The 24,136-nt window shown below is 51.4% G+C and carries 31 protein-coding genes and 1 tRNA gene; 27 read left to right on the plus strand and 5 right to left on the minus strand.

The features are described from left to right. The first annotated feature begins 87 nt into the window (after positions 1-87). Positions 88-1,365, plus strand: coding sequence for a serine--tRNA ligase (serS, locus tag ABCO64_RS05265; protein ID WP_253459417.1), 1,278 nt, complete (start codon positions 88-90; stop codon positions 1,363-1,365). A 50-nt stretch (positions 1,366-1,415) separates the two neighbouring features. On the opposite strand, the gene ABCO64_RS05270 is transcribed toward serS, so the two are convergent. Further along, positions 1,416-2,603: an FAD-dependent oxidoreductase gene (locus ABCO64_RS05270; protein WP_253459419.1), complete on the minus strand. Its 1,188-nt coding sequence runs from the start codon at positions 2,601-2,603 to the stop codon at positions 1,416-1,418. Between the two features lie 99 nt (positions 2,604-2,702). Between ABCO64_RS05270 and ABCO64_RS05275 the strand changes: the two genes are divergently transcribed. From ABCO64_RS05275 to ABCO64_RS05285, 3 genes are all read left to right on the plus strand, one after another. Further along, positions 2,703-4,355: an ATP-binding protein gene (locus tag ABCO64_RS05275; protein ID WP_253459421.1), complete on the plus strand. Its 1,653-nt coding sequence runs from the start codon at positions 2,703-2,705 to the stop codon at positions 4,353-4,355. 81 nt (positions 4,356-4,436) lie between these two features. After that, positions 4,437-4,667: a rubredoxin gene (locus tag ABCO64_RS05280; protein WP_371922869.1), complete on the plus strand. Its 231-nt coding sequence runs from the start codon at positions 4,437-4,439 to the stop codon at positions 4,665-4,667. Between the two features lie 115 nt (positions 4,668-4,782). Beyond that, positions 4,783-6,366 carry a tetratricopeptide repeat protein gene (locus tag ABCO64_RS05285; RefSeq protein WP_253459423.1) on the plus strand — a complete coding sequence of 528 codons (1,584 nt, stop codon included), beginning with the start codon at positions 4,783-4,785 and terminating at the stop codon, positions 6,364-6,366. 56 nt (positions 6,367-6,422) lie between these two features. Here the strand turns inward: ABCO64_RS05285 and ABCO64_RS05290 are convergent. Both ABCO64_RS05290 and ABCO64_RS05295 read right to left on the minus strand, forming a co-directional pair. After that, positions 6,423-6,507, minus strand: a tRNA-Leu gene (locus ABCO64_RS05290). Between the two features lie 627 nt (positions 6,508-7,134). After that, positions 7,135-8,202: an AI-2E family transporter gene (locus ABCO64_RS05295; RefSeq protein ID WP_253459425.1), complete on the minus strand. Its 1,068-nt coding sequence runs from the start codon at positions 8,200-8,202 to the stop codon at positions 7,135-7,137. Positions 8,203-8,319: 117 nt separating this feature from the next. On the opposite strand from ABCO64_RS05295, the gene ehaB reads away from it, so the two are divergent. The 18 genes from ehaB to ABCO64_RS05385 all read left to right on the plus strand — a co-directional run bounded on the left by ehaB (position 8,320) and on the right by ABCO64_RS05385 (position 19,153). After that, positions 8,320-8,805, plus strand: coding sequence for a [NiFe]-hydrogenase-3-type subunit EhaB (ehaB, locus tag ABCO64_RS05300; RefSeq protein WP_253459428.1), 486 nt, complete (start codon positions 8,320-8,322; stop codon positions 8,803-8,805). Continuing rightward, positions 8,793-9,041 carry an EhaC family protein gene (locus ABCO64_RS05305; RefSeq protein ID WP_253459430.1) on the plus strand — a complete coding sequence of 83 codons (249 nt, stop codon included), beginning with the start codon at positions 8,793-8,795 and terminating at the stop codon, positions 9,039-9,041. Before ehaB ends, ABCO64_RS05305 begins: the two co-directional genes overlap by 13 nt. Continuing rightward, complete coding sequence (locus ABCO64_RS05310) at positions 9,038-9,271, plus strand: EhaD family protein (protein WP_253459432.1); 234 nt, start codon at positions 9,038-9,040, stop codon at positions 9,269-9,271. The genes ABCO64_RS05305 and ABCO64_RS05310 overlap by 4 nt, the downstream gene beginning before the upstream one ends. Continuing rightward, positions 9,268-9,507 (plus strand): EhaE family protein, encoded by a 240-nt coding sequence (locus tag ABCO64_RS05315; protein ID WP_253459434.1) that lies wholly within the window; start codon positions 9,268-9,270, stop codon positions 9,505-9,507. Before ABCO64_RS05310 ends, ABCO64_RS05315 begins: the two co-directional genes overlap by 4 nt. Next, entirely contained in the window at positions 9,504-9,959 is a 456-nt protein-coding gene (locus tag ABCO64_RS05320; RefSeq protein WP_253459436.1) for an EhaF family protein, read from the plus strand. Before ABCO64_RS05315 ends, ABCO64_RS05320 begins: the two co-directional genes overlap by 4 nt. After that, positions 9,956-10,558 (plus strand): EhaG family protein, encoded by a 603-nt coding sequence (locus ABCO64_RS05325; RefSeq protein WP_253459438.1) that lies wholly within the window; start codon positions 9,956-9,958, stop codon positions 10,556-10,558. The genes ABCO64_RS05320 and ABCO64_RS05325 overlap by 4 nt, the downstream gene beginning before the upstream one ends. After that, positions 10,551-11,207 (plus strand): hypothetical protein, encoded by a 657-nt coding sequence (locus ABCO64_RS05330; protein ID WP_253459440.1) that lies wholly within the window; start codon positions 10,551-10,553, stop codon positions 11,205-11,207. The genes ABCO64_RS05325 and ABCO64_RS05330 overlap by 8 nt, the downstream gene beginning before the upstream one ends. Positions 11,208-11,211: 4 nt before the next feature. Beyond that, the gene (locus tag ABCO64_RS05335; RefSeq protein WP_253459442.1) at positions 11,212-11,415 is read left to right on the plus strand and encodes a hypothetical protein; all 204 of its coding nucleotides are present in this window, start codon (positions 11,212-11,214) and stop codon (positions 11,413-11,415) included. 6 nt (positions 11,416-11,421) lie between these two features. Continuing rightward, the gene (locus tag ABCO64_RS05340) at positions 11,422-12,264 is read left to right on the plus strand and encodes a respiratory chain complex I subunit 1 family protein (protein WP_292617102.1); all 843 of its coding nucleotides are present in this window, start codon (positions 11,422-11,424) and stop codon (positions 12,262-12,264) included. Beyond that, positions 12,261-12,509, plus strand: coding sequence for a hypothetical protein (locus tag ABCO64_RS05345; protein WP_253459446.1), 249 nt, complete (start codon positions 12,261-12,263; stop codon positions 12,507-12,509). The genes ABCO64_RS05340 and ABCO64_RS05345 overlap by 4 nt, the downstream gene beginning before the upstream one ends. After that, complete coding sequence (locus ABCO64_RS05350; protein WP_253459448.1) at positions 12,506-12,886, plus strand: EhaM family protein; 381 nt, start codon at positions 12,506-12,508, stop codon at positions 12,884-12,886. Before ABCO64_RS05345 ends, ABCO64_RS05350 begins: the two co-directional genes overlap by 4 nt. Beyond that, on the plus strand, positions 12,883-13,338 hold the full coding sequence (locus ABCO64_RS05355) for an NADH-quinone oxidoreductase subunit B family protein (protein WP_253459450.1): 456 nt from the start codon (positions 12,883-12,885) through the stop codon (positions 13,336-13,338). The genes ABCO64_RS05350 and ABCO64_RS05355 overlap by 4 nt, the downstream gene beginning before the upstream one ends. Next, on the plus strand, positions 13,335-14,420 hold the full coding sequence (locus ABCO64_RS05360) for a hydrogenase large subunit (protein ID WP_253459452.1): 1,086 nt from the start codon (positions 13,335-13,337) through the stop codon (positions 14,418-14,420). The genes ABCO64_RS05355 and ABCO64_RS05360 overlap by 4 nt, the downstream gene beginning before the upstream one ends. A 119-nt stretch (positions 14,421-14,539) precedes the next feature. Continuing rightward, positions 14,540-15,028 carry a 4Fe-4S binding protein gene (locus tag ABCO64_RS05365; protein ID WP_253459454.1) on the plus strand — a complete coding sequence of 163 codons (489 nt, stop codon included), beginning with the start codon at positions 14,540-14,542 and terminating at the stop codon, positions 15,026-15,028. Further along, positions 15,025-15,417: a molybdopterin dinucleotide binding domain-containing protein gene (locus ABCO64_RS05370; RefSeq protein ID WP_253459456.1), complete on the plus strand. Its 393-nt coding sequence runs from the start codon at positions 15,025-15,027 to the stop codon at positions 15,415-15,417. The genes ABCO64_RS05365 and ABCO64_RS05370 overlap by 4 nt, the downstream gene beginning before the upstream one ends. Further along, the gene (locus ABCO64_RS05375; protein ID WP_253459458.1) at positions 15,404-16,696 is read left to right on the plus strand and encodes a formylmethanofuran dehydrogenase subunit B; all 1,293 of its coding nucleotides are present in this window, start codon (positions 15,404-15,406) and stop codon (positions 16,694-16,696) included. The genes ABCO64_RS05370 and ABCO64_RS05375 overlap by 14 nt, the downstream gene beginning before the upstream one ends. Further along, positions 16,689-18,389 (plus strand): formylmethanofuran dehydrogenase subunit A, encoded by a 1,701-nt coding sequence (locus ABCO64_RS05380; protein ID WP_253459461.1) that lies wholly within the window; start codon positions 16,689-16,691, stop codon positions 18,387-18,389. Before ABCO64_RS05375 ends, ABCO64_RS05380 begins: the two co-directional genes overlap by 8 nt. Further along, on the plus strand, positions 18,386-19,153 hold the full coding sequence (locus ABCO64_RS05385; RefSeq protein ID WP_253459464.1) for a formylmethanofuran dehydrogenase subunit C: 768 nt from the start codon (positions 18,386-18,388) through the stop codon (positions 19,151-19,153). Before ABCO64_RS05380 ends, ABCO64_RS05385 begins: the two co-directional genes overlap by 4 nt. Before the next feature lie 51 nt (positions 19,154-19,204). Here ABCO64_RS05385 and ABCO64_RS05390 read toward each other — a convergent pair whose 3' ends face one another. Further along, entirely contained in the window at positions 19,205-19,477 is a 273-nt protein-coding gene (locus ABCO64_RS05390; RefSeq protein WP_253459467.1) for a DUF1922 domain-containing protein, read from the minus strand. A gap of 94 nt (positions 19,478-19,571) precedes the next feature. Between ABCO64_RS05390 and ABCO64_RS05395 the strand changes: the two genes are divergently transcribed. Continuing rightward, positions 19,572-20,351: a coenzyme F420-0:L-glutamate ligase gene (locus ABCO64_RS05395; RefSeq protein ID WP_253459470.1), complete on the plus strand. Its 780-nt coding sequence runs from the start codon at positions 19,572-19,574 to the stop codon at positions 20,349-20,351. Between the two features lie 474 nt (positions 20,352-20,825). On the opposite strand, the gene ABCO64_RS05400 is transcribed toward ABCO64_RS05395, so the two are convergent. Then, positions 20,826-20,984 (minus strand): preprotein translocase subunit Sec61beta, encoded by a 159-nt coding sequence (locus ABCO64_RS05400; RefSeq protein WP_292617093.1) that lies wholly within the window; start codon positions 20,982-20,984, stop codon positions 20,826-20,828. Between the two features lie 51 nt (positions 20,985-21,035). Between ABCO64_RS05400 and ABCO64_RS05405 the strand changes: the two genes are divergently transcribed. The 4 genes from ABCO64_RS05405 (at position 21,036) to psmB (ending at position 24,115) form a co-directional block, all read left to right on the plus strand. Continuing rightward, a complete protein-coding gene (locus ABCO64_RS05405; protein ID WP_253459475.1) occupies positions 21,036-22,067 on the plus strand; it encodes an amidohydrolase family protein in 1,032 nt (343 codons plus the stop codon). Between the two features lie 43 nt (positions 22,068-22,110). Further along, a complete protein-coding gene (locus tag ABCO64_RS05410; protein ID WP_253459477.1) occupies positions 22,111-22,539 on the plus strand; it encodes a universal stress protein in 429 nt (142 codons plus the stop codon). A gap of 5 nt (positions 22,540-22,544) precedes the next feature. Further along, on the plus strand, positions 22,545-23,393 hold the full coding sequence (locus ABCO64_RS05415; RefSeq protein ID WP_253459480.1) for a CBS domain-containing protein: 849 nt from the start codon (positions 22,545-22,547) through the stop codon (positions 23,391-23,393). Positions 23,394-23,473: 80 nt separating this feature from the next. After that, positions 23,474-24,115 (plus strand): archaeal proteasome endopeptidase complex subunit beta, encoded by a 642-nt coding sequence (gene psmB, locus ABCO64_RS05420; RefSeq protein ID WP_253459483.1) that lies wholly within the window; start codon positions 23,474-23,476, stop codon positions 24,113-24,115. Positions 24,116-24,136: the final 21 nt, after the last annotated feature.

Below are 24,136 nucleotides of genomic sequence, written 5' to 3' on the forward strand. Positions count from 1 at the left end.
ATCCCTGTCTTTTACAAGCCCCAGGTGAAAAAGCATAAACACCTTCATACACGAGATCATATAGTAGTTTTCAGGTAGGTGGAACAGGTGCTTGATATAAAATTCATACGGGCCAATCCCGATATTGTCAGGGCGGATCTCTTGAAAAGAAACGACAATGAGCGCCTTGTATGGGTTGATGAACTCCTTATGGCAGACCAGCGGGTTCGTGAGCTCAAAGTCGAAATTGATGCGCTCCGCAGCCGGAGAAACACCATCTCGCGCGAGATCAATGCTGCAAGAAAGGCAGGTGACGATACCTCGGCACTTCTGGAAGAGGCAAAAGCGCTCCCAGAAAAGATCCGATCTCTGGACCAGATTAAGGACGAGGCAGAAGAGCAGGTTCGCTACTACCTGATGCGCCTGCCAAATATTCTGGATGAGAGTGTGCCGGCAGGCGAAGGAGAGGCCGGAAATGTCGAGATTCGAAAAGTCGGAACAATCCGGCAGTTCAGTTTTCCCCTTAAAAATCATGGCCAGCTGGCAGTCGAACAGGGATGGGCCGATTTCGAGCGGGCGGCACGGGCATCGGGATCAGGGTTCTCCTATCTCAAAGGGAATCTCGTGCTTCTTGATATGGCACTCCAGCGGTATGCCATCGATCTCCTGATGAAGCAGGGATTCACCCCGATCATCCCCCCATACATGATGAACCGGGAGTCATATGAGGGCGTCACAGATCTCTCGGATTTTGAGGATGTGATGTATAAGATCCAGGATATGGAATCCTACCTGATCGCGACAAGCGAGCACCCGATCTGTGCAATGTATCAGGACGAGATATTTGAGGAGAAGGATCTCCCCCTGAAACTCGCCGGACTCTCCCCCTGCTTCAGAAAAGAGATCGGATCGCACGGTATAGATACAAAAGGGCTCTTCCGGGTGCACCAGTTCCATAAAGTCGAGCAGTTTGTCTTCTGCAAGCCGCAAGACTCGCCTGCATTCCATGATGAGCTCCTTTTGAATGCAGAACAGCTCTATACAGACCTTGGCCTCCCCTACCATGTCGTACTCATCTGCACAGGGGATATCGGCACAGTTGCTGCAAAGAAATATGATATTGAGGTCTGGATGCCGCGTGAAGAGGCATACCGGGAGGTTGTCTCCTGTTCCAATTGTACATCATACCAGGCAGTCCGTCTCGGCATGCGGATGCGTGACCCTGAAGATTTTGAGACAAAACACTATATCCACACCCTGAACTCAACCGAAGTCGCAACATCCAGGACCATACGGGCCATCCTTGAGAACTATCAGCAGGAGGATGGATCTGTTGAGATCCCCCGTGTTCTGCGGCCGTATATGAATGATATGGAGTATCTCTGAGTCCTGTCAGGGGCTACAGGGAAAACCGGGAGTGGTGGAGAACCACTCCCTCATGTAACCATCTTTTCTGCAGCATGCCTGGCAAGAGCCAGGATTGTGAGTATCGGGGGTGCTCCCGGAGCCTTTGGCAATACTGATGCGTCTGTCACATAGAGTCCCGGGACTGCTGTCTGCAGCTCTGTATCCACTGAGATACCGATCCTGGCTGTCCCGCAGGGGTGTGAGCCCCTGAGTGGTGCAGATACCAGGCTCGCGGGATCTGCCCCGGCGTTTGTGAGAATTGATGCTGCATACGCAGATCCCTGTATCAGACGTTCGGCATCCTGCACGGTGACATCTTTTCGTATTTCTGATCCAACAGATCCACAATCATCATCCCGGATCTTCACCATCATCCCGATAATATCCTGCTGGCCTGCTTCAAACCCTTTGTTTCCGAGGAGCGCCTGGAGCGTGCGGGAGTAATGGGGAAGGAGAATCCCGCCTTCAAAGGGGATATATGCACCCATCGGGACATCCATATTCATCCCGATGCCCGAAAGCAGGCCACCAATTGAGACGAATGTATCGGCAAAAAGAGGGGTTGTCGGGAGCGAGAGGTTCTGGAGAAGACGTGGCGTCTCCAGTGCTCCGGCTGCGAGAATGATCATGTCATCCCTGAAAACCTTTGATCCGGAGCGGACACCTGCTGCCTCTCCATGACTGAGAATCACGTCATCCACAACAGTTCCGGTTCGGATCACTGCACCATCTGCTTCTGCCTGGCGTAAAAACCGGAGCGCTGACCAGCGGGCGTCACTTGGACAGCCGAACGCACATCTGCCATCCATGCAGCAGAGATCGGGGTTGATGAACTTGGGCATGGGGTGAACCGGATAGCCGGACTTCTCTGCAGCAGTAATCAGCCTGCGTGTCCCTTCACCGATGAGATGATCTGGAAGTGGGGCAACTGCAAGTTCTTTTTCAATTGCTGCAAAATGAGAAGAGAGATCGATTCCACAATCCAGAAGCTCATCTTCAAGGCAGCGGAGGGCGTTTCCCCCAGATACCATCGTTGTTCCGCCGAGGCAGAAGGTCCGCATCAGGCGGACTCCGGCATCAACATTTGCATAACTGCTGCCTGCATCCTTTCCTGACAGAGCGGGCCCTCGTTCGATGATCAATACATCGCATCCGGCTTCGGCAAGATAGCGGGCAGCAGCCGCACCCCCTGCACCGGATCCGACCACGATAACCATGATGGTAATCCGGGTTCAAGGACATTATATTTTTTGGAGTAAAAATTGTTGATCCTCCCAAATCTTAATTCACTTTTCCGTCCATTCTCTGTAGAGAGTATGGATCTTGGTGTAGGAAGAGTTGGCGATCGTGATCTTGGGATCAGTGCGCAGGAGATTGTCACCGGGAGAACCTGTGTCATCGCACAATCCGGAGCTGGGAAGAGCTGGGGTATTGCTGTCCTCTGCGAACATCTCTGCAGATCATATATTGGCTTTTGTCTCATCGATACCGAAGGTGAGTATTTTTCTCTCAAAGATCGTTTCCCTATCATATGGATTGGATCAGATGAGGACTGTGATTTTGATATTGAAACTGTTGATCTCTATTCGGTGATGAGAGATGCAATCTCCTCATCCCGGCAGATCATCTTCGATGTTTCTGAAGTGGATATGCGGGTAAAAGCAACTGCGCTTGTCAATATCCTCTATGAGATTGAATCAGAGATGCGAAAGCCATACCTCCTGATCGTGGAAGAGGCAGACAAGTTCATTCCGCAGTCACGGGAGTCGATCAAGATGATCGAAGAGATATCAAGACGTGGCAGGAAGCGTGGACTGGGGCTCCTCGTTGCCACGCAGCGGCCGTCTCTTGTCCAGAAGAACGTCCTCAGCCAGTGCAATAACCAAATCATCGGAAAACTGACAATCGATAATGATCTCAAAGCGGTGGCTCACTTCTTTAATGCACGAAAAGAGGTTGAGGAGCTGATTACCCTTGAACCCGGTGAGTTTTTCGTCATGGGCGGGCTTGTCAGGGAGAAGATCCTGATGAAGTTTGGGGAGCGCGAGACGAAACACCGGGGTGTTACGCCCCAGATTATTGCAGGAGTCCCGGTAGTCACAAATCCAGATCCTGTACAGAAGGCAGAGGAACCAGGTGTTGCAGTCACTGCACCGGTGGAGGCAGAGACGGAAGAAGCTGAAGAAGAGGAAGACTCAACGATAATACTGCCGGGGAGCCCTCTTCCAAAAGTAAATGAGGCAGATAACGCAATACCGCCTTCTATACGGCGTGAGGAAGCGATCCGGATTGCACAGCGTTTCTGCCGCCGGAGCTTCTGGATGCGCAGGTACCTTGACCGGGTCACTGCTCTTGAACGGGTTTCATGGCCGCTCTTCTGTGTCTGGGTAAAGTATCATGGCGGGATACTCAAAAAGACGACACGCAAGGCATCCTTTATCATCGAAGGGTTTCATGGGGGGAAAGTCGATCTCTCTGATGGTCTCCTGATCAGGCCCGGATTTTCTGAGCTTCTTGGCCTTGAGGAGCAGCAGGTCAGGACACTCGCTGTGCTGACGCAAAGCCCCCTCACGCTTCCTGAGCTTGAAGCAGAGACCTCACTCTCCCAGGCAGAAGTGAAAAAGGCAATCAGGATACTCCAGAAAAAGCGTCAGATAACTGAAATGAAAAATGAGGCCGGGGCAACCGTCTACCTGCCACTGCTTGAGCAGCCCATACCAAAACTCTCCTCGCTCGATCAGATGCTGCACCATACACTTAAACCGCTTGGCGGAGGATCGCGAACCCCGGTTGTCACTGAGGTGGCGCTTCGGAAGGTGTTGAAGGGACTTGAACCAACCGCTGAGATTACGAAGTTCCAGACAATCTATTATCCTGTCTATGAAGCCACAATCGCAACTGACAACGGTGAAAAGACGATCTTCATAGACGGGGTCACCGGGCGCGAGATCACCGGATTATCGGACTAAAATCAATTATAAACGATTTTCTTCGAGCATTCAATAGAGAGCCGGGATAATTTTTAAGACCGGTGACATCATGTACCCTGTATGGAGGCTCACTCGTCTTTCCGGTGTATTGTCTGTGGGTATATCTATGATCCTATGAGAGGCCAGCCACAGAAGGGAATCGAACCCGGAACGCCATTTGAGGATCTTCCCGATGATTATGCCTGCCCTGTCTGCGGCGTCTCCATACTCACACAGAACTCTGCATTTGTCAGGATTGATGAAACGGAGATTACGTGCGGACTCGACAGGATGTATGGAAATACCAGGTGAGCCTGATTTCGACAGATGGAGCATGTCTTTGTTCCAGTTGTTTCTATTTGTGATGCAACCAGCTCAACACTTATGAGATCAGCAGATCATATCATTTATTAGAAACGTGACTGGTATGGATCACATCTTCCGCTCTCTTCTGATCTGCTCCATGTGGATCATTGTTCTTCTTTTGACCTGTCTGTCTGCCGGATGTGTCGATACTGTCTCGGAATGGAATGCACGTGGGGTCGGATTTGCAGAAACGGGACAGTACCACGAAGCAGTTGAAGCCTATAATCAGGCAATCCTACTTGATCCGGGTTTTGCTCCCGCATGGAAGAACAAAGGTGATGCCGAGCGAGAACTCGGACGTATTGATGATGCGTTGTACTCCTATGAGAGGGCACTTGCCATTGACCCGGATAATGCAGATACCTGGTATGCCCATGGTGATCTCCTCCTTGATATCAACCGAAATGAAGAGGCACTCAGGTCATTAAACAGGGCTGCAGCAGCAGATCCGCTGTACCGTGATGCGTGGAATAAACGTGGTCTGGCTCTCTTTCGGCTTGAACTCTTTGAGGATGCGATCCTCTCATATGATACTGCACGTGCCATCGATCCGGATTATACCGCAGCCTGGATTAACCGGGGTGATGCACTTGGGGAACTCGGGCGTTATGAAGATGCGACAGCCTCATTTGATGCGGCTCTGGCAATTGATCCAGCAGATGCAAGAGCCTGGAAACATCGCGGCATCTGGCTTGCGAAGGCAGAAAAGCTGGATAGTGCGATTGCATCATTTAACAAGGCTCTGGCAGTTGATCCGTCCGCACATGAGATATGGTATCTCCGGGGCAGGATACAGAAAGAAGCGGGTTATCTGGCTGACGCACTCTCATCCCTGAATACAGCAGTCTCGATAGATCCTGATAATCCGGATATCTGGAACAGTCGTGGAGATGTACTCAGAAGCATGGGCAGGTACGATGAGGCGGTTGCCTCCTATACACGGGCAATTGAGATTGACCCGGACTATAATGGAACAGTCATTCAGGATGCAGAAAAAAACACATGGATAGTCACAGATATTGTCAGAGAATATTACAGAACCCATACATACAGGGAGATTGACTGGTTTGTATGCACCGATATGTCCATTGGTGTCTGGAATATGGTTGAAACTGCAGGTATACCTGCAAAAATCGGGGTTGGGAATATTGATGATGCACATGCTGTCCCAACAGCCTTTAACCATGCATGGGTTGTTGCAGAGATAGCACCCGGCGACTGGCTCGCACTTGAAACTACAGGTGGCTTCACTGTCTCACGTGAGAAGAACCCGAATTATTACAGGGGTTTCTTCTTCGACAATCCGCGCCAGTTCAAGGATTATCTTGACCTGATGGACAGGCATAATCTTCAGGTTGAACGCATCAGGCAGCTGCAGGCAGAATCAAATGACATAATCGAAGAATACCAAAGAGAAGCTGACTATTATAACAGGCTTGTAGAGGAATACAACACCTATATCGGACGGCAGCTCTCCCACCAGGAGTATACCCGTGCTCTCAGTCTGGAGAAGCAAATTGCACAAAAACGTCCAGTTGTTGAGAGACTGGAGGCGAGGGTTGAACTCCAGAGGCAGGCTTTGGAGCGGGAGCGAGCAGTACTGCAGGAATACATCAGCATGCGCCCTGAGATACAACGGTTATAGGGGGCAATCAGGAGGAGAACCAGCGTGGATAAGAGTGTACCTGTTTTTTTGTCTTATGCGAGGGACCGGATTCGAACCGGCGAACCCCTACGGGACTGGGTCCTAAGCCCAGCGCCTTTGGCCTGGCTTGGCAACCCTCGCTCAGCATGACACCTGTATTAGGTATGTAACCTGCACCAGGAATCAGCACCATGTATATCTGATCTCAAGAGATAAAAACAAAGCCCTTGTGCGCCCGCCCTCATAGTTTTGTGCCAGTATACGACGCCTATATGGTGTAGCCGTATATGTGCCTGTATAGATGCCAGTATCCGTGTTACGTTGGAAAAAGGGCTACTCGTATTTGCATATCTGATTAACCCCCCACCGCCCCTGCCCCGTCCGCAAGATGCTATCGCAAGTGAGGTTCGTGCCGGGTTGCCGCAGTTGCTGGCGCGGGAGGGGCGGGAGGGGCGGGAGGGGCGGGAGGGGCGGGATAGCTTCGTTTGGCGTGCCAGAAGCAGATACCACCCCGATTCCTTTGGAATCGCCTTTCAGGTTGCTCTCTCGAGCAAGGGTGTATCAGCTCTGTCAGCCAGTTCCTCTTCGCCTGACCCCGCCCCCCTATACCCGCGCCGCACCTGCTTCGCTCATTCACTCACTCACTCACATTGATCCGGCTGCTGCATCGGGCTCTCTACCCAGGCTCTCTGCCTGGGATCTTTTCCAACGCTCCGAAGAATTCAGGAAAACACGAGCGATCAGAATTCTGGAGAAGGTCAAAAAAGATCAGGTCTCTATATTTTCCGAATTCTCCATATTCTCCACATTTTCCATATTGTCCACATCTTCGCGTCTTTTTGCCTCTTTCAGCTCTCGTATAAGAACCACATACCCTGAGACGATTAAAGCAATAAAGAGCGGGCCGAGGACAAAACCGATGATCCCCATGATGGCAAGACCGCCAAAGAACCCTATCCACATAAGAAGCGGATTGAGCTTCGCCCGCATACCCATGATGAGCGGGCGGAAGACGAGATCAGGAACAGCACAGACGATAGGATACCCGACAAAAGCAATAAGCGCCGCACTCCTGAGATCTCCAATTGAGACGGCATAAATCCCTAAAAAGAGCATCAGAAGCGACGGCCCGAGGATCGGCACAAGCTGGAAGAGTCCGGCAAGTGTTGCATAGAAGAGGACATAATCATACCCGAGGAAATAAAAGAACGGAATTGCCAGGAGGAAGGTGATTAGTGCCGTTACAAAATGGACGACATAGATTGCATAGAGTGTTCCAACCGCAGTCTGTGACATCTCCCTGACACCGGCCTGGAGCCGTCCGGGAAGTGCCTCGACGATCTCAGCATATATCTCATCTCCCCTGTAGAGAAATGCCATCAGGGCCATCAAAAAGATTAAAATCTGGACTGCAATCATCGGAGCCTGATAAATCAGCCCAAGTGACCATGCCGAAAAACCATCAAGCTGCAGCATGATCCAGTCATTAATCTCGCTCTGGGCAACCGGGGCAGTTCCGACATCGCTGATTGTTCCCACCCAGGTGAGAATTGTATTGATGATATAGCTGATATAGTCCGCATGAGAATAGAAGACCGCAATAGCAAAGCCTAGTGCAGAAATTGCAACCAGTACAACCAGTACAGCAATGAGAAACGCAGATACCGCAGGATTGATTACCCTTATGAACTGCCGTTGAATCGGAAGAAGCACAACTGCAAGGGATGCAGCAAGGAGGATCACAGCCAGCAGCGGCCAGAATGCAAGGGCTGCTGCGATCATGATTGCGCCTATCGCGATGACGACATACCTGTCAGGGTAGCCACCAATGGACATATACCATTCTGTTGCCGTCAATAGATAATAAGGTAGTCATATTCAGAGCTGTTTGATGTCTGAATCATAAGGTTTTACTAGCTGCGCGATGATATAGAGAGACAATTCTGATGCGCAATGTTTGAGGAAGTCAGTAGAATTGTGCTTGCTACTGCAACAGCCTGGATTCTGTTTCTCGTAATTGATGTATTCTTTCGCCTCCCTCAAAAAGGAGGAGTCAGCGGTGCAGAGGCAATAGGATCAGCAATCGAAGGCCGTGGCGGCAACCTGTATGGCGGACGGATGATTGGCAATATCGTCTCATCTCCTGATGCATCCGCAGGCATACTGCTTGCAGCCTGTGGCGTCTTTGTTGCCGGAATCCCAGGCGGCCTTGCAGCAGCAGCACTTGTCTATATCGGAAACCGTATCTGCCATGACCGGGGATATGCAGGCACAAGCGGGGCAGTCGTTGCTACCTTTGTTATCGCCGGCTTCATGCAGGCAGGGTTCCTGGCATCAGATTTTATCGTTGGATCAGTTCTTGCAGTCCTTACCATTCAGGGCATATCCCATATCCATGCAAGCCGTTTAATCGGAAGGCTCTGGAGGTGGAGAGCCTGATTGCAGCAGTAATCTGCCTGACAATTGCCCTGTCTGGTGCTATACGTGCCATCATAGAGAGAGATACCCTTCTCCGCCTGCCGTATGTGAATGTCATGAATTTTGGCATCGCAGGTTTCATCGTTCTTCTCCTCCCCCATCCTCTCACTCTCGGGGTTGCGGCAGCCTATTTTATCGGTTCAACCCTTGAGGCAAACGCAATCGCAAGTGCCTATGCACGGAGGGAACAGCAGTGATCGATGCTCTCATCCAGATTGCACTGGCTGTGCTGATCTTTTCCGGAGCAGTTGCTGCAACACTCTGGAAGAGCCCGTTTGATAAGCTGATTGGGATCTCAATTTTGACAGCAGGGATAATCCCCTTTATTGTCATGCGTGGATACCTTGATGTTGCAATTGTGGTCTCTCTGATTATTCCGGTGAGCACAATCTTTATTCTGCTCCTCCTTGGGAGGTCTGCCAGATGAATGTTGAGTTCATCATTGGAATCGGCCTAATCATCCTCGGAACCGTGGCAACGGCCTGGCCCAGCCCGAAAACCTACATAACACGACTCATCAACCTGGAGATACCGGCATTTGGTCTGCTCATCATCATGCTCTCCTTTGATGAGACAATAGCCCTTCTGACCTTCATCGCAGTCACGGTTATCACAACCTTCGTCTTTGTCCGGGTGATCGGCAAGAAGGAGGGGAGCGGATGATTATCCACCGTATCTCCCGGATCCTTTCAAATTTTGATAATCTCTCAAAGGTGTATGCGGTACTTGTTATCCTTGTTATGGCAGGCGGAATTATCAGCATCCCCTCATTTGACTACCAGGGAGACAGGCTCTACCCAAAGACCATAGACCGGGAGAGCCCGCTTGACCCCTATGACCGCGGCGGGGAGGGATCCGCCCCACCTGTGCTTGCAGCAGAGTATCCGGAAAACACCCCGTATCTTGGATACACGACTGCCTATCTCTCCCCATTGGCTGTTCTGATAGCATCAAACACCCTGCATATGGGGACAACCATTGTATCACACCCGGGCGGGGTGATTGATGAGATCCTCTATGCCACCCGGGGGCTGGACACCGTGGCTGAGACTGCAGTCCTCTTTATAGGGTTTGCAATTGCTGCATATCTCTTCAGAAGGAGGGATGATGCATGATAGAGACGTTCCATATTGGACTCTATGCAGCTGCCCTCTGCATCATCATCGCATTCTTCTCCTTCATCAAGGAGAGCGATGACCTCCACCGCCTTATCCTGACAGATCTCGCTGCCATCATGGCGCTCTTCCTGATCGCCCTTGTCGGCACCGATCTTGCAGAAGCACTGATCCTGCCCGGGCTTGTTGTTGCCATCTCCAAACTGATGGCTCTCTCAGAGGTCTATATCATGAAAGAAGGCATCAGGCACAACAAGGAGAATAGTGTCCTTGATATTGAGGTGCTCAAAAGTGCCCCTGCCATTCTTGCGGCAATCCTTGTCATCTATGGTATCATCCTCTCGGGCTTCCCAGGTGGTGCAGTTGCAGGTGTCGGGATCATCTTCTATCTCATCTGCAAAGGCCATAAAGAGAGATTTGAGCTTATCGAGACCGCAAGCGGGTATGCATGGGTTGGCTGGATGCTGGCTTTCTTTATCATGATCATCATCCCGTCCCAGTGGTTCCTTGCCATGATGCTCGCCGGGGGGGCTATCCTTCTGAAAGTAACAGCCAAACTCTCACTCATCGGTACCATGCGGGGTGACAACAATGTTTGATCTTTCTATCGAGGGACCAGAACTCTTTGTCCTTCCCTTCGGCGATATTGTCCCCTACTTCAGCACCTACACAGCAGCACTTGCGGGTTTTGTTCTTGTCTTCATCACTATTGCTGCTATCAGCCTGCCTGAGAAGCAGGTGGATATTGTCTTTGGCGGCGATGCGTATGTTGCAAAAGATATCGAGCCTGCTGATACGCGGTTTACGAGGTTCATGGCAGTTGCCTGTGGATTTGCAACATTTGGGGCGGTGGTAACAGGAGATGTCTTCAACTTCACCCTCTTTGCAGTCATGGTCGGGATCTGCAATCTTGGTATTGTGGCAGCTTCACGCAACCGCCATGTCCTCAACGCTGCATTCCAGTACGGCCTTGTTGCATTGGTTGCATCAGTTCCGCTCTTCGGATCGGCAGCCATTATCCTGGCAACAACCGGAACACTCTCAATATGGACACTCGCCGGACTGGGTGCAGTTCCGCTCCTTGCAAAAATTCTCCTCATTCTCGGAGTGATGGGTGAAGGTATCGCACCGCTGTACATAGGAAAAGCCGAGATTATCAGGGCACAGGGGGCCCCGTTTGTCCTGATGATCCATTTCAGCTCGCTTATGATCTTCCTCCGGGTGATTGAGATAGTAATGGTGATCTAGAGCCATGAAACGAATCATTCTTCAGGCAACAGCGCTCCTCTCCGGATTGCTGCTCATCGGCATCTCAGCAGGTGTCTATCTTGGGATGCTGACAACAGCTGTCGGGGCAGTCCTCTCCATCCTGGTATTCCCGGTCTTTCTCATCCCGATTGGACTTCTCCTCGCAAGCGAACTAACTGACGGTGACATTCCGTTTATGGGGTACTGATTCATTATGATCGAGATCATCATTGCTGCAATCTTCTTTGGCCTCCTCCTCCACGGAATTCACCGGAAGGTGATAGCCCGGGTGCAGTGTCGCCCAGGACCTCCCATCTGGCAGGATATCCTCCACACCTTCAAATTTCTCTTTAAGGAGACCTGGATTCCGAAGACATCGAGCCAGGTGGTATATGTCGGCGTTGTTGCTATTCTCATCGCACTCTGGACAGCAGCGCTGATGGTGATCGTCACCCGCCAGAGCCTGCTCCTCCTCTTTGGATTCTATGTCATCCACAAGATTGTTGAGCACGGCATTGGTCTTGCGTCAGGCTCCCCATATACCAAGTTCGGGGCGATCAGGTCAGTCATCTCAGCCGCATCAGAGCTGCCACTCTTAGCAAGTGTCGCTCTCATCTACCTGATCACCGGATCCCTTATGCTCGGGGATATCGCCGAATTCCAGGCCATACACGGCCCACTGATCATTGTTGCATTCCCCGCAGCATTCGCATTCTACATAATCATCCTCTCAAAAGTCCATTATGCCCCATTCTCGATTGTCGAGGCAAAAGAACTTGTTTCCGGATACTGGACCGAGCACTTCGGAGCATGGCGGGGCCTGATGAACCTCGCGCTTGGATTGAAGACCTTTGTCCTTCTCTATACCTTTATCATCCTCTTTATCGGAACAGTCAGCCTGCCTGTCACGCTGCTGCTTGTACTGCTGCTGATGATCTCAATCTCGTTTGTCTGTGCAGCAACACCGATGCTCTCACCCTATGACTCGGTGACTATCCAGGTACTCACAACAGCCCTGATTGCACTCTACATCATCTACCTGGGGGTATTTGCATGAGCCTGATAAAATTCTCTCTTATTGCCGGAGCTGTATTCTACATCGGCTTATTCCTCATCGAAGGTACGGTTGAACCCGCCCTGCTCTCTGCTGGGATCATCGGGAGCGTGCTGCTGCTTGCGGTTATTGCAACGCTCTTTCTGCGTGATGAAGAGAAACTCAAAAAAGCCGAGATGATCCTTCTCTGGATCATCTGTTGTACATTTGCAGTATATGGCCTTCTTTTTGCAGGAGGAGTACTATGAGCCAGTACCTGTATGAGCGAGATCTCAGGAGCATGAAGCTCCTTATACTTGAGAGCAGGCGCCATGATGCCGTAGCCAGGGAAGTTGCCACAATACTTGGTATAAAACGTCAGATGGTCAGAAAGATACTGATAGAGAAACTGGATATGGCGTTTCTTGAGAATATCCCTGCACGGTGTGATGCGGTTCGTTCCAGCGGAGATGAGATCTCAACTGTTCTTGGAATCCCGCTTCTCACACGTGCTCTCATGCTGCTGCCCAGGGAAGAGGGTGATCTGTTAGTGGACAAGACACAGAGAAAGATAAAAAATGGAGTTCAACGGGATGTTGCACTCAAAGAAGCAAGAGAAGAGATACTGGAGTTGATCTCCAGATGAGTGTCCTCCAGAGGCTGAAGAATCTGGTCAGGTCAAAATCGATCCATGTCACCTACATGAATGTCGGATCCTGCAATGGCTGTGATATTGAGATCCTCGCCTCTCTCTCTCCCCGCTATGATATTGAGCAGTACGGAATATATGTTCATAACAATCCCCGTGAAGCAGATATTCTCCTGATAACCGGTGCATTCAGCCCGCAGTGGGAGGATAAGATCAGGCATGTCTGGGAGAAGATCCCCGAGCCCAAGGCCGCCATTGCCATTGGGAACTGCCCGATCTCCGGATGTGTCTTTAACAGGCCGGGAACGCTTGTGGATCCCCCTGTTGCAAAACATATACCAGTTGCTGCTGAGATCCCGGGGTGCCCGCCGCGTCCCACCGAGATCGTCAGCACCATTCTCTCGCTTGCACCGCAGATCTTTAAAGATTATGAGGAGAAGAGACGATGAAAAAGACCGTTGACATATCACTTCCAGTCGGGCCGGTTCACCCGGTCTTCAAAGAGCCCTGCAGGATCAAGTGTGAGACACGGGGTGAGTATGTCCTGAGTGCCGAGGTGGAGCTTGGGTATGTAAAGAAAGGGATCGAGCGGATCATGAGAGGGAGACCCTGGCAGGAGGTAATGTTTCTCGCTGAACGGGTCTGCGGAATCTGCACGGTCATCCATAACTTCGTCTTCATCGAGGCTGTCGAGGCCATCAGCGATATTACACCACCAGAGCGGGCTGCATACCTCAGGGTGATCGTGAACGAACTTGACAGGATACAGAGCCATCTGCTGGCAAACTTTTCATATTGCTATACCATCGAGCATGAGACACTGGCAATGTACCTGCTGAACCTGCGAGAGACGGTGATGGATCAGCTCGAACTGATCACCGGTGCCCGGGTCACCTGCGCCTATATGATCCCAGGCGGGGTCAGAAACGATCTCACCCCTGAAGCAGGCAAATCCCTGAAAGAAGCGCTCGATCATATTGAATCTGAAATGACGCGTTTTGTGAATATTTTTGAGACAGGGCCCATGATTGCGCTTCGTTCAAAAGAGGTGGGTATCCTGACCAGGGAAGCTGCAGCCGAATCAAATGCGGTCGGCCCAACAGCCCGGGCAAGCGGGATCGACGTTGATCAGCGATCGTTTCATCCTACCTACCAGGCGCTTGGTTTTGCTCCTGTTGTCCGTTCTGAAGGTGACAACTATGCACGGATCATGGTCAGGTTCGAGGAGGTGCACCAGAGCATCGGCCTGATCAGGAAAGCTCTTTCGATAATGAAAGAGGGGCCGGTCCGGGGCGGAGGCACCATACAGGCAGGCTCAATCCAGCACCGGGGCGAGGCTCCACGAGGCGAACTCCTCTATGACATCGAGACCGACGAATACGGGAGGATTCTCGAGATCGCGATCCAGACGCCGTCGATGCCAAATATCCAGGTATGTGCCCATGCGATGCTGAAAGATGCTCTCTCTGCTGCGGATATCACATCAATATTCATCAGCTCAGACCCCTGCATCGCCTGTACTGAGAGGTAATATTTGTGATCTCGTTCATCTACTATATCAGGGAATGGCTCCGGCCGGCGTGGATCCGTACCTTCCTTGCTGCAAAAACCGCTCCTCTGGTTACACCTCCGCATTTCAGAGATTTTCCCGTGATAACGGAGAAAGAGTGCACCAACTGCCTTGCCTGCATGATGATCTGCCCTGCCCCGGAAGCCATAGTTGTCGTCAGGCGGGAAGGCATCTGGCAGCCGGAGATCAAAAAAGGCCACTGTATCAGGTGCGGGCTCTGTGTGGAGGCTTGCCCTGAGGATGTTCTTGCAAGCGGACGGGTGCTTGAGTACAAGAGAGCAGAGGAGCTGACACTGGAAGGAACCTATCATATCTCTATTGACCAGGTGCTCTGCGTTGGATGCGGGAACTGTGCAGTAGCCTGTCCGGTGAACCGTGAGATCGATCCCGAACTCCGATCAAGTGGAACATCACGATCTGATGAGGTCATCATGAGGGTGCATACCGGCCAGAACAAGCTGTTTTGCGAAGAGAAGTGTACTGGTTGCAAGACCTGCGAGGAGTACTGTCCGAATGCCGCAATCCGGGTGGCACGTGTCGTCTCTCTACACCAGGGGGAGAGAAGATGACATTTATTCTCACAACCGGCAGGACTGTCGCACAAGGATCATTCATAGAACACAAAATATCAAAAGGCTACCAGAGAGCGACATCCCTCCTCTTCATCCACCCAATGGATCTCTTCTGCCTTGGAATCGAATCAGGAGATCGGGTGAGGGTTACCGGGGATGCGGGAGAGATCGTTGTGACGACAGAAGCTTCAGAAGACGTCCCTGAAAAAACGGTATTTATGGCACTTGGCCCCTATGCAAATGCGATCACAGGCGGATACACCCACTCAACCGGGATGCCTGATTACAAGGAGATTCCTGTCTCAATCGAACCAACCGATGATCCGGTGATTTCAGTCTGGGATATCATGGAGAAGGCAGGAGGAGTACGCTATGATCATACATGATGTCCCCTGTCCGTTCTGCGGCTGTCTCTGCGATGATGTCAGCCTTGTGGTTGAAAAGAACAGAATTGTTGGTGTTGAGAACTGCTGTGCAATCGGCAATGCAAAGTTTCTCTCAAAAACCCGGCTGAAACACCCGATTATCAGGCGGGATGGCGGCTGGGTCGAGGTGAGCTATGAGGAGGCGATTGATGAGACAGCCAAAATCCTGGCCGAATCCATCCGCCCTCTCCTCTATGGGTGGAGCGGAACCTATGGAGAAGCCCAGGTTGTTGGTGTTCATCTCGCAGAGGAGCTTGGAGCGCTCATCGACAGCACCACCTCGGTCTGTCACAACCCCTCAATCCTGGCAATTCAGGAGGTTGGCCATCCGGGTACAACGCTTGGCCAGGTGAAAAACAGGGCAGATCTCGTCATCTACTGGGGGTGCAACCCGATTGAAGCGCATCCAAGGCACCTGAGCCGCTATACCACCTATGCTGACGGGTATTTCTTCGAAAATACCGTCAGTGACCGGAAGGTGGTGGTCGTCGATATCAGGAGGTCTGAAGCTGCAAAAATTGCTGATGAATTTATCCAGGTAACACCCGGTGGTGACTACCATGTACTCTCAGCACTCCGTGCAATGGTGAGAGGCCGTGGTGATGTGGTGCCCGGGAGTGTGGCTGGCGTCAAAAAAGAGCAGCTCGAGCGGCTTGTCGCTCTCTGCATGGAGGCAAAGTACATCGGGGTCTTCTTTGGCCTTGGCGTCTCGATGACACGCGGAAAGTACAAGAATGTCAGAAATGCAATCGAACTCGTCTCAGAAATTTCGAGGAAGACGAAATGTACAATCAGCGCGATGCGTGGGCATTACAATGTCTATGGTTTCAACGAGGTGCTCACCTGGATGGCCGGATACCCGTTTGCCGTTGATTTTTCACGGGGGATCGCCTTCTATAATCCTGGTGAGACGACCGTCATCGACCTCCTTGAACGGAAAGAACCCGATGCCAGCCTGATCATCGCAAGCGATCCTGGCGCCCATTTCCCCTACTCATGTAATGAACATATCGCATCAATTCCATCAATCCAGATTGACCCCTGTGTCAATGCAACAACTGCCCTCTGCAGGGTGCAGATCCCGGTTGCCATCACCGGTATTGAGGTTGCAGGAACTGCATACCGGATGGATGGCGTCCCGATACGGATGAAGAAGGTGCTCGAGACGGAATACCCAACAGATCAGGAGATCCTTGAGCGGATCTATGCAAAAGTCAGGGAGTTGAATGGCAATGGCTGAGATGCTGCTGAAGAACGCATATGTGATCGATCCGATATCCGGGATCAACGGCGAGGTGATGGATATTGCAATATCGGGGACAAAGATCGTCGAAGAGGCATCCCGGGATGCAGAGGTGATAGACTGCAGGGGTATGCTCACACTCCCAGGCGGCATCGATTCCCATACCCACACCTCGGGTACAAAGGTAAACTTCGGCCGGTACATGAGCCCTGAGGATATGCGTGCCGGAAGAACCCAGCGAAAAGGACCGATGCATGTCACCTCCGGGTACAGTGTTCCAACGACATACGGGAACAGCTACCGGTACAGTGCGCTTGGCTACACCTCCCTCGTCGAGGGCGCAATGGCGCCCCTTGAGGCACGGCATACCCACGAGGAGTTCAAATTCACCCCGCTCCAGGACTCCTTTGCGAACGTGCTCTTTGATGGGAACTGGGGGATGCTGAAGGCGTTTGAGGATGGAGATCTGAAGCGGGCTGCTGCAATCATCGCGTGGTTCCTGATCGCTGTCAAGGGGTTTGCTATCAAGCTGACCAATCCAGGCGGGACAGAAGCCTGGGGTTTTGGAAAGAATGTCTCCTGTATCAATGAAACGATGCCGACTTTTGATCTCACGCCACATGAGATCATCACTGGCGCGATCCAGGCAAACGAGTTTTTAAACCTCCCCCATTCTGTCCATCTCCACTGCAATAATCTCGGAACACCAGGCAACTTCACCTGTACGCTTGGGACATTTCGGAATGTTCCCAATCTCAATGAGAAGAGGCAGACACTCTATGCAACGCATGTCCAGTTCCACTCCTATGGTGGATCCGGCTGGGGGGATTTCTGTTCCAAAAGTGAGCCCATTGCCAATATGGTTAATCTACGCCCCCAGATCGTCATTGATATGGGCCAGGTGATGTTTGGTCGGACCACAACCATGACGGCAGACGGTCCAATGGAGTTCAATCTCTACCGGCTCCATCATGACAAGTGGAGCAACCATGATGTCGAGCTTGAGACGGGATCAGGCATCATTCCTGTGAATTACCGGAAGAAGAACCTGGTGAACAGCATCATGTGGGCTGTCGGGCTTGAACTGGCACTGCTCGTAAAGAGCCCCTGGCAGTGCCTGCTCACCACAGACAATCCAAATGGAGCTCCGTTTGTAAAATATCCTGAGATAATTGCACTTCTGATGAGCAAGCGGTATCGTGATGCAGAGTTTGCCACCGTCCACCCGGATACCGGCAGCCGTGTGCCTCTGCCTGCGATTGAACGCGAACTTGACTGGCATGAGATCGCGGTGATGACCCGTGCAGGGCAGGCACGGGCACTTGGAATCACTGATCTTGGGAAAGGGCATATGAGTATTGGTGCTGAAGCCGATATTGCCATCTATCCTTTGGATGTTGATTCTGTGGATCCGGCAGCCGAGTATGAGACGGTGATCAATGGCTTCTCACAGACTGAATATACCATAAAACGCGGCAGGGTAGTCTCACGGCGGGGAGATGCACTGGTTCATGGTGAGAACACCACCTTCTGGGTGAAGCCGAAGGTGCCGCCTGCATATGATCTGAACCAGGATGAGGAGTTCCGCTCTCTCTTCTCGAAATACTATAGCGTCAGGATGAGCAACTATCCTGTCCAGGAAGAGTACCTCCACCGGAACCACTGTATTGAGACGGAGACGGACCTATGAGGGTAACGATCACATTCAGAAAACAGACGATTCCCACTATTCCAATTGAAGCCGAGATGATCACCCCGGATGCCTTCTTCGAGGAAAAAGAGATCATTGTGAGCGAGGGAAAACCCGATTTTCGCCTGGATGAGGTCGCCGATCTCGTTATTGAGGGAGAGGCTGGATCAGTTGATGATGTGGACATCCTGATCCGCGGTGACACCGGAAATGTCAAGCGGGTGGGCGAGTACATGACCGGCGGCACAATCACGATTGAAGGCGATATCGGCATGCATTGCGGGAATTTTATGTCCGGCGGGAAAATTGAGATACTGGGGTCTGCTGATGGCTGGCTTGGGCGTGAGATGCAGGGCGGATTGATACGCTGCCACGGGGATGCAGGTGACTATTGTGCAAGCGGCTACCGTGGCGGGCGCAGGGGAATGCGTGGCGGATCTGTTGAAGTGCTCGGCTCTGCCGGAGACTTTGCCTGTGAGCATATTGCAGGTGGTAAGGTGATCATCCATGGGAATACCGGCGATTACCCCTGTGCAGAGATGAAAGGCGGTACAGTCACCATCCTCGGTGACTGCAGCCGTGTCTGTGCGAATATGTCAGATGGAACCTGTTATGTCTATGGCATGGCAGAAGAGATGATACCGACCTTTGAAAACCATGGAACATGTACCCATGAGGGACTGCTCTTCCATCATTTCAGAGGAGATGTGGCAAACCGGGGGAACGGCAGTCTCTACTGTGTCCGCTACACCTACCTGAAGTGAACTTTTTCTCCTTCAGGCAGCTACCCCTCCCACGACATGAAGGAGATAACCTTACTGCGGCACATGGGCCTGCACCCATCGTGCATAGGTGGCACGGAGACGAGCAATTTCCTCGTCAGTGAGATCAGTGCGTTTGGTTTTTCTCAGAAATTCTTCCAGCTGTGCAACGATCTGGTCTGCTTCTGAGTACTGTTTCACTTCGATATAGACCGGTGCCTGTTGCGAGCTGATGATCTCGCCACAGACAGGGCAGAGTTTCCAGCGTTGCAGATGATCCATATAGGTAAAGGATCGGCACCCGGGACACCGGATAACGAGGTACATGCGTACCGGATGGTATACGGATTTCCAGATAAAGGTATCGGAAACAGCCAGATGATAGATTAATCTGGATGAGAAGAGTAACAGAAGAGAACAGATGTCAATTGAAGTTATCGGGGTGGAAGGCCTCCCCATCATCCAGCCGGGCGACGATCTGGTGCGCCTCATCACTGACCATGCCACCTTTCAGGATGGCGATATCCTCTGCCTCGCAAGCTCGGTCTATTCCAAGGCAACAGGCAATATCAGGCATCTCTCCTCAATAACACCCACGCCTGAAGCAGAACGGATCAGCGGACTGACGCATGAGGACCCCCGGTTTATCCAGGCTGTGCTGGATGCTTCACAAGAGATCATCATTGATGCACCCTTTATCCTGTCGCAACTTGAATCCGGACATATCGGGGTACGTGCAGGAGCCGACCAGAGTAATGTCGAGGATGGAATCGTCATTCTTCTTCCACAGGATCCAATGGCTGCTGCAGGTTCTCTCCGTGCCGCGCTTGTTGCCCATACTGGTTTTGATATCCGCGTGATCCTGACTGACACCTGCGGCAGGGCATTTCGGAGAGGCCAGACCGGCCATGCGATCGGGTGGAGCGGGATGCCTGCAATCCGGGACTTCCGTGGTGATCACGATCTCTTCGGCCACGAGCTCCTGATCACCGAGGAGGCTGTGATCGACGAGATTGCGGGCTTTGCCAACCTTGTTATGGGTGAGAGCAACAGAGGAGTTCCTGCGGTTATCTTTCGGAATGTCGAGACGTGGTCCGGGCATGATATGCTGTACTTCAATGATGATGAGGATATTATCAGAAATGCCCTGCGGAGATTCCACGGAAAAAACGCCTCCTCGCTATTTTATGTGGGTGTTTGAAGCAGATGCGGCGCGGGTATCGGGGGGCGGGGTCAGCGAAAGAGGCAGGCTGGCAGAGGTGATAAGCCCTTGCTCATCAGAGCAACCTGAAAGGCGATTCCAAAGGAATCGGGGCATATCTCCTCTGAAAGCCCAAAGGGAGCATCCCCGCCCCTCCCGCGCTGCATATGCGTCCAGCCAGTACAACCTCACTTGCGATAGCATCTTGCGGACGGGGAAAGGGGCGGTTGGGGGCTTCTGACACGCGAGTACCAGAGCCCCTATCCGAGCGTAACTCCATGCCTGTCTCTGACTTTTCTACCACCAATAAGCTTAAAGACAATAAATTAAGTAAATTGTATGAATGTCAAAATATATTATGACTTTTTATTATCTACATTGGTCAGACAATAGTGAATTGAGACTATTCATGTATTATTATGACCTTTGGATAGGAATGTCCTTCAGAACTATGGAGAAGAACCAAAAAAAGGATCAGTAGAGGAGATTCAGGACGAATATAAAGACTGCAATCCCGACTGTGACTGCCATGACCGTTGTCTTATCAATTGTTACCTGGCGCCTGTCCTCGCTGTCATAGTAGGTGACAAGGCCAGCAGAGGATATCATTCTTCCACCTTTCTTCTTTGCCATACTCACTTGTTTCTCCGTGCTATTATATAAACAAGCGGACAATGGTTAGATATGAGCCAGGAGACCAGTGTTGTCGGGATTGGTTTTCTCGGAGAGGAGCTTGAACCTTCTCCCGTAGCAATATGGGTAAAAGATGGAATAATCTGCTCTATTGAAGAGCAGGATAAGGTACCGGATCAATGGATACTGCCCGGATTTTTCAATGCGCACACCCATATCGGTGATACCGTCGCAATGGATACCCCTGTAACCGGAGATCTGGCTGCAATTGTTGCCCCACCAGATGGGATTAAACACCAGATACTTCGGAGAACCAGCCATGACAGCCTGGTTTCAGCGATGCGGGCAACAATCGGGGTTATGGAGGAGTGCGGAACCGCCGGGTTTGCCGACTTCCGCGAAGGGGGCAGGACGGGTGTTGATGCGCTTCAGGAAGCTGCAGCAGGATCATCCTGCCGTCCCCTGATCTTTGGACGGGACGGGGGAGAACTGCATGCCGACGGGTTTGGGATCAGCAGTGTTCGGGATGTTGCTGATCTCGAGAGACAGGTGGCGGAGGTGCGAAAAACTGGCGGCCTCGTTGCCATCCATGCCGGCGAGCGGGATGCTGATGATATTGAAGGGGCGCTCGCCTATGATCCGGATCTGCTCATCCACTGCACCCATGCAGGAAAACGGGATCTCCGGTATTGTGCTGATGCGGATATTCCTATCTGTGTCTGCCCGCGATCGAACTGGATTTTGGGAGTAAGCCGTTCGCATGAAGAACCGCCGGTTGAGGAGATGGTTGCCCTTGGATGCAGGGTTTTCCTTGGAACAGACAACGCAATGTTTGTCCAGCCGGATCCCTGGCGCGAGATGTCATTTCTCAGGACAATGACAGATCTTCCCGCGCGCACTATTCTCAGGATGGCAATAGCTGGATCAGGGCTTACAAAAACGCCATACTGGATAGAAGAAGGAAGAAAAGCGACATTTATGAGGATCGATGCTTCCCGCACAAATCTGAAGTATACGCAGGATGCCGCGCAAACCCTGGTGTCGAGGGTGGGATGTAACCAGGTTAATGGGATTCTTTTTTAATTGATCAAGACCATATTCATAGGAACTACTTTTGGTGGCACCTATGTTTCACACGCTTCTGGTCGCAATAGACGGCTCCGATATCGGCATGAATGCACTTGACAGGGCAGTAGAGATGGCCCGTGGATGGAAAGCGGATCTGCATGCAACGTACGTCATCGAGACAGGCCTCATCTCATCAGTTCCAATGGATAACACCTGGGAGGTAATCTACAGCCTGCTTGAACAGGAGGGGCAAAGGCTCCTTGATGATGCTGCAAAGAAGGCAGAGGCTGCTGGTGTGGCATTCCATGCGCATCTCCAGCAGGGGCATGCCGGCAACGAGATCCTAAATCTTGCAGAATCCATCCCCGCTGATCTGATCATAGTTGGATCACGGGGAAAATCCGATATTGACCGGTTGTTAATCGGAAGCGTTTCTGGTCATGTAGTGAAGTACAGCAAAATTTCTACAATGGTGGTGAGGGTATAGACACAATGCTTGTCCGTGACTATATGATGAAAAATGTAGTCACTGCTGACACTCCGGCAAACAGGGATGAGATCCTGAAGATCCTGAAGCGAACCGGAATCAGTGGTGTACCGGTGATGAAGGAAGGAAAACTCATCGGTATTATCACAAGAAAAGACCTCCTGAGAAAACCTGATGAGTCACAGATCGCACTTCTGATGACACATGATCCGGTAACCATCTCTCCTGATGCAACACTCCGTGAAGCAGCAGAAGTAATTATCGAGCATAATGTCAGGCGGCTGCCTGTTCTTGACGGCGAAAACCTCGTCGGCCTGATCAGTGTCGCTGATCTTGTGGGCGCAGTTGCCCAGCTGAAGATTAAGGACGAGATAAAGGATAAATATGTCTCCAGGACATTTGCGCTCTGGAATGAGACTCCTCTGACAATTGTTGGGCGCATTATGGAGATCGCCCACGTAGATGCCATTGCAATCCTGGATACGGAGAACCGGCTTGATGGCATTATCACAGAGCGCGACCTTATCCGGTGCTCATGTATCGAGGATGATGTCGAGGTCTCTGACTTTTCCAATGGAACCGATGATGATGAGTGGACATGGGAGAGTATCCGGGATATGCATATGATATCATATGGCATTTCTCGTATCCAGCTCCCTCAAAAGCCGGTCAAACTTGCCATGGTGAAGAAGGTGCTCGCTGTCCCGACAAATGCAGGTGTCAGCGAATGTGCACTGAAGATGAAACGTGGCCGGGTTGACCAGCTGCCTATTATAAACGGTGATAAACGGCTTGTCTCAATGCTCTATGATCGTGAACTTATCAAGGCGCTCATCGACTATAATCCACAATAAGAATATTTATCATAATGAATCACTAAATTAACTAATAACGCTCAATACTTTTTTAGCGTTCTGATTTTGGGGGCATATCCATGGTACATCAGTCACAGGAGATTATGAAGGGAACAACAACCATCGGAATCGTATTTTCAGACGGTATCGTACTTGCAACTGAGAAGCGTGCAACGATGGGCTACATGATAGCAAGCAAAAATGCAAAGAAGATCTACCAGATAACCGATACAATCGGAATGACAACCGCAGGCGGCGTTGGAGATGCCCAGCAGCTTGCCCGCCTGATGAGTGTCGAGACAAACCTCTACCAGATCCGGAGGAGGAGCAGCATCTCGGTTGGAGCCGCGGCAACACTCCTCTCAAATTACCTGAATATGAACCGCTACTTCCCCTACTATGTGCAGCTTCTGGTCGGCGGTGTGGATGAAACAGGACCATCAGTCTACTCGGTTGATGCCATGGGCGGTGCAACACGCGAGGCAGATTTTGTCGCAACGGGTTCAGGCTCTCCGATGGCATTTGGTGTGCTTGAAGACCGGTTCAAACCCGACTTTTCTGAAAAAGAAGCTGTTGAACTGGCTGTCCGCTCGATACAATCTGCAATGCGAAGGGATGCAGGATCGGGCGAAGGATTCCAGCTGGCCGTCATCACGAAGGAGAAATTCCAGGTGCTTGATGACAGTGAGGTTGAATCAATTGCACAATCCCTCCGCACCTGATTTTATTTTTTTTGGGAAGAT

Source organism: Methanocalculus natronophilus (genome assembly GCF_038751955.1).
GTDB lineage: Archaea > Halobacteriota > Methanomicrobia > Methanomicrobiales > Methanocorpusculaceae > Methanocalculus > Methanocalculus natronophilus.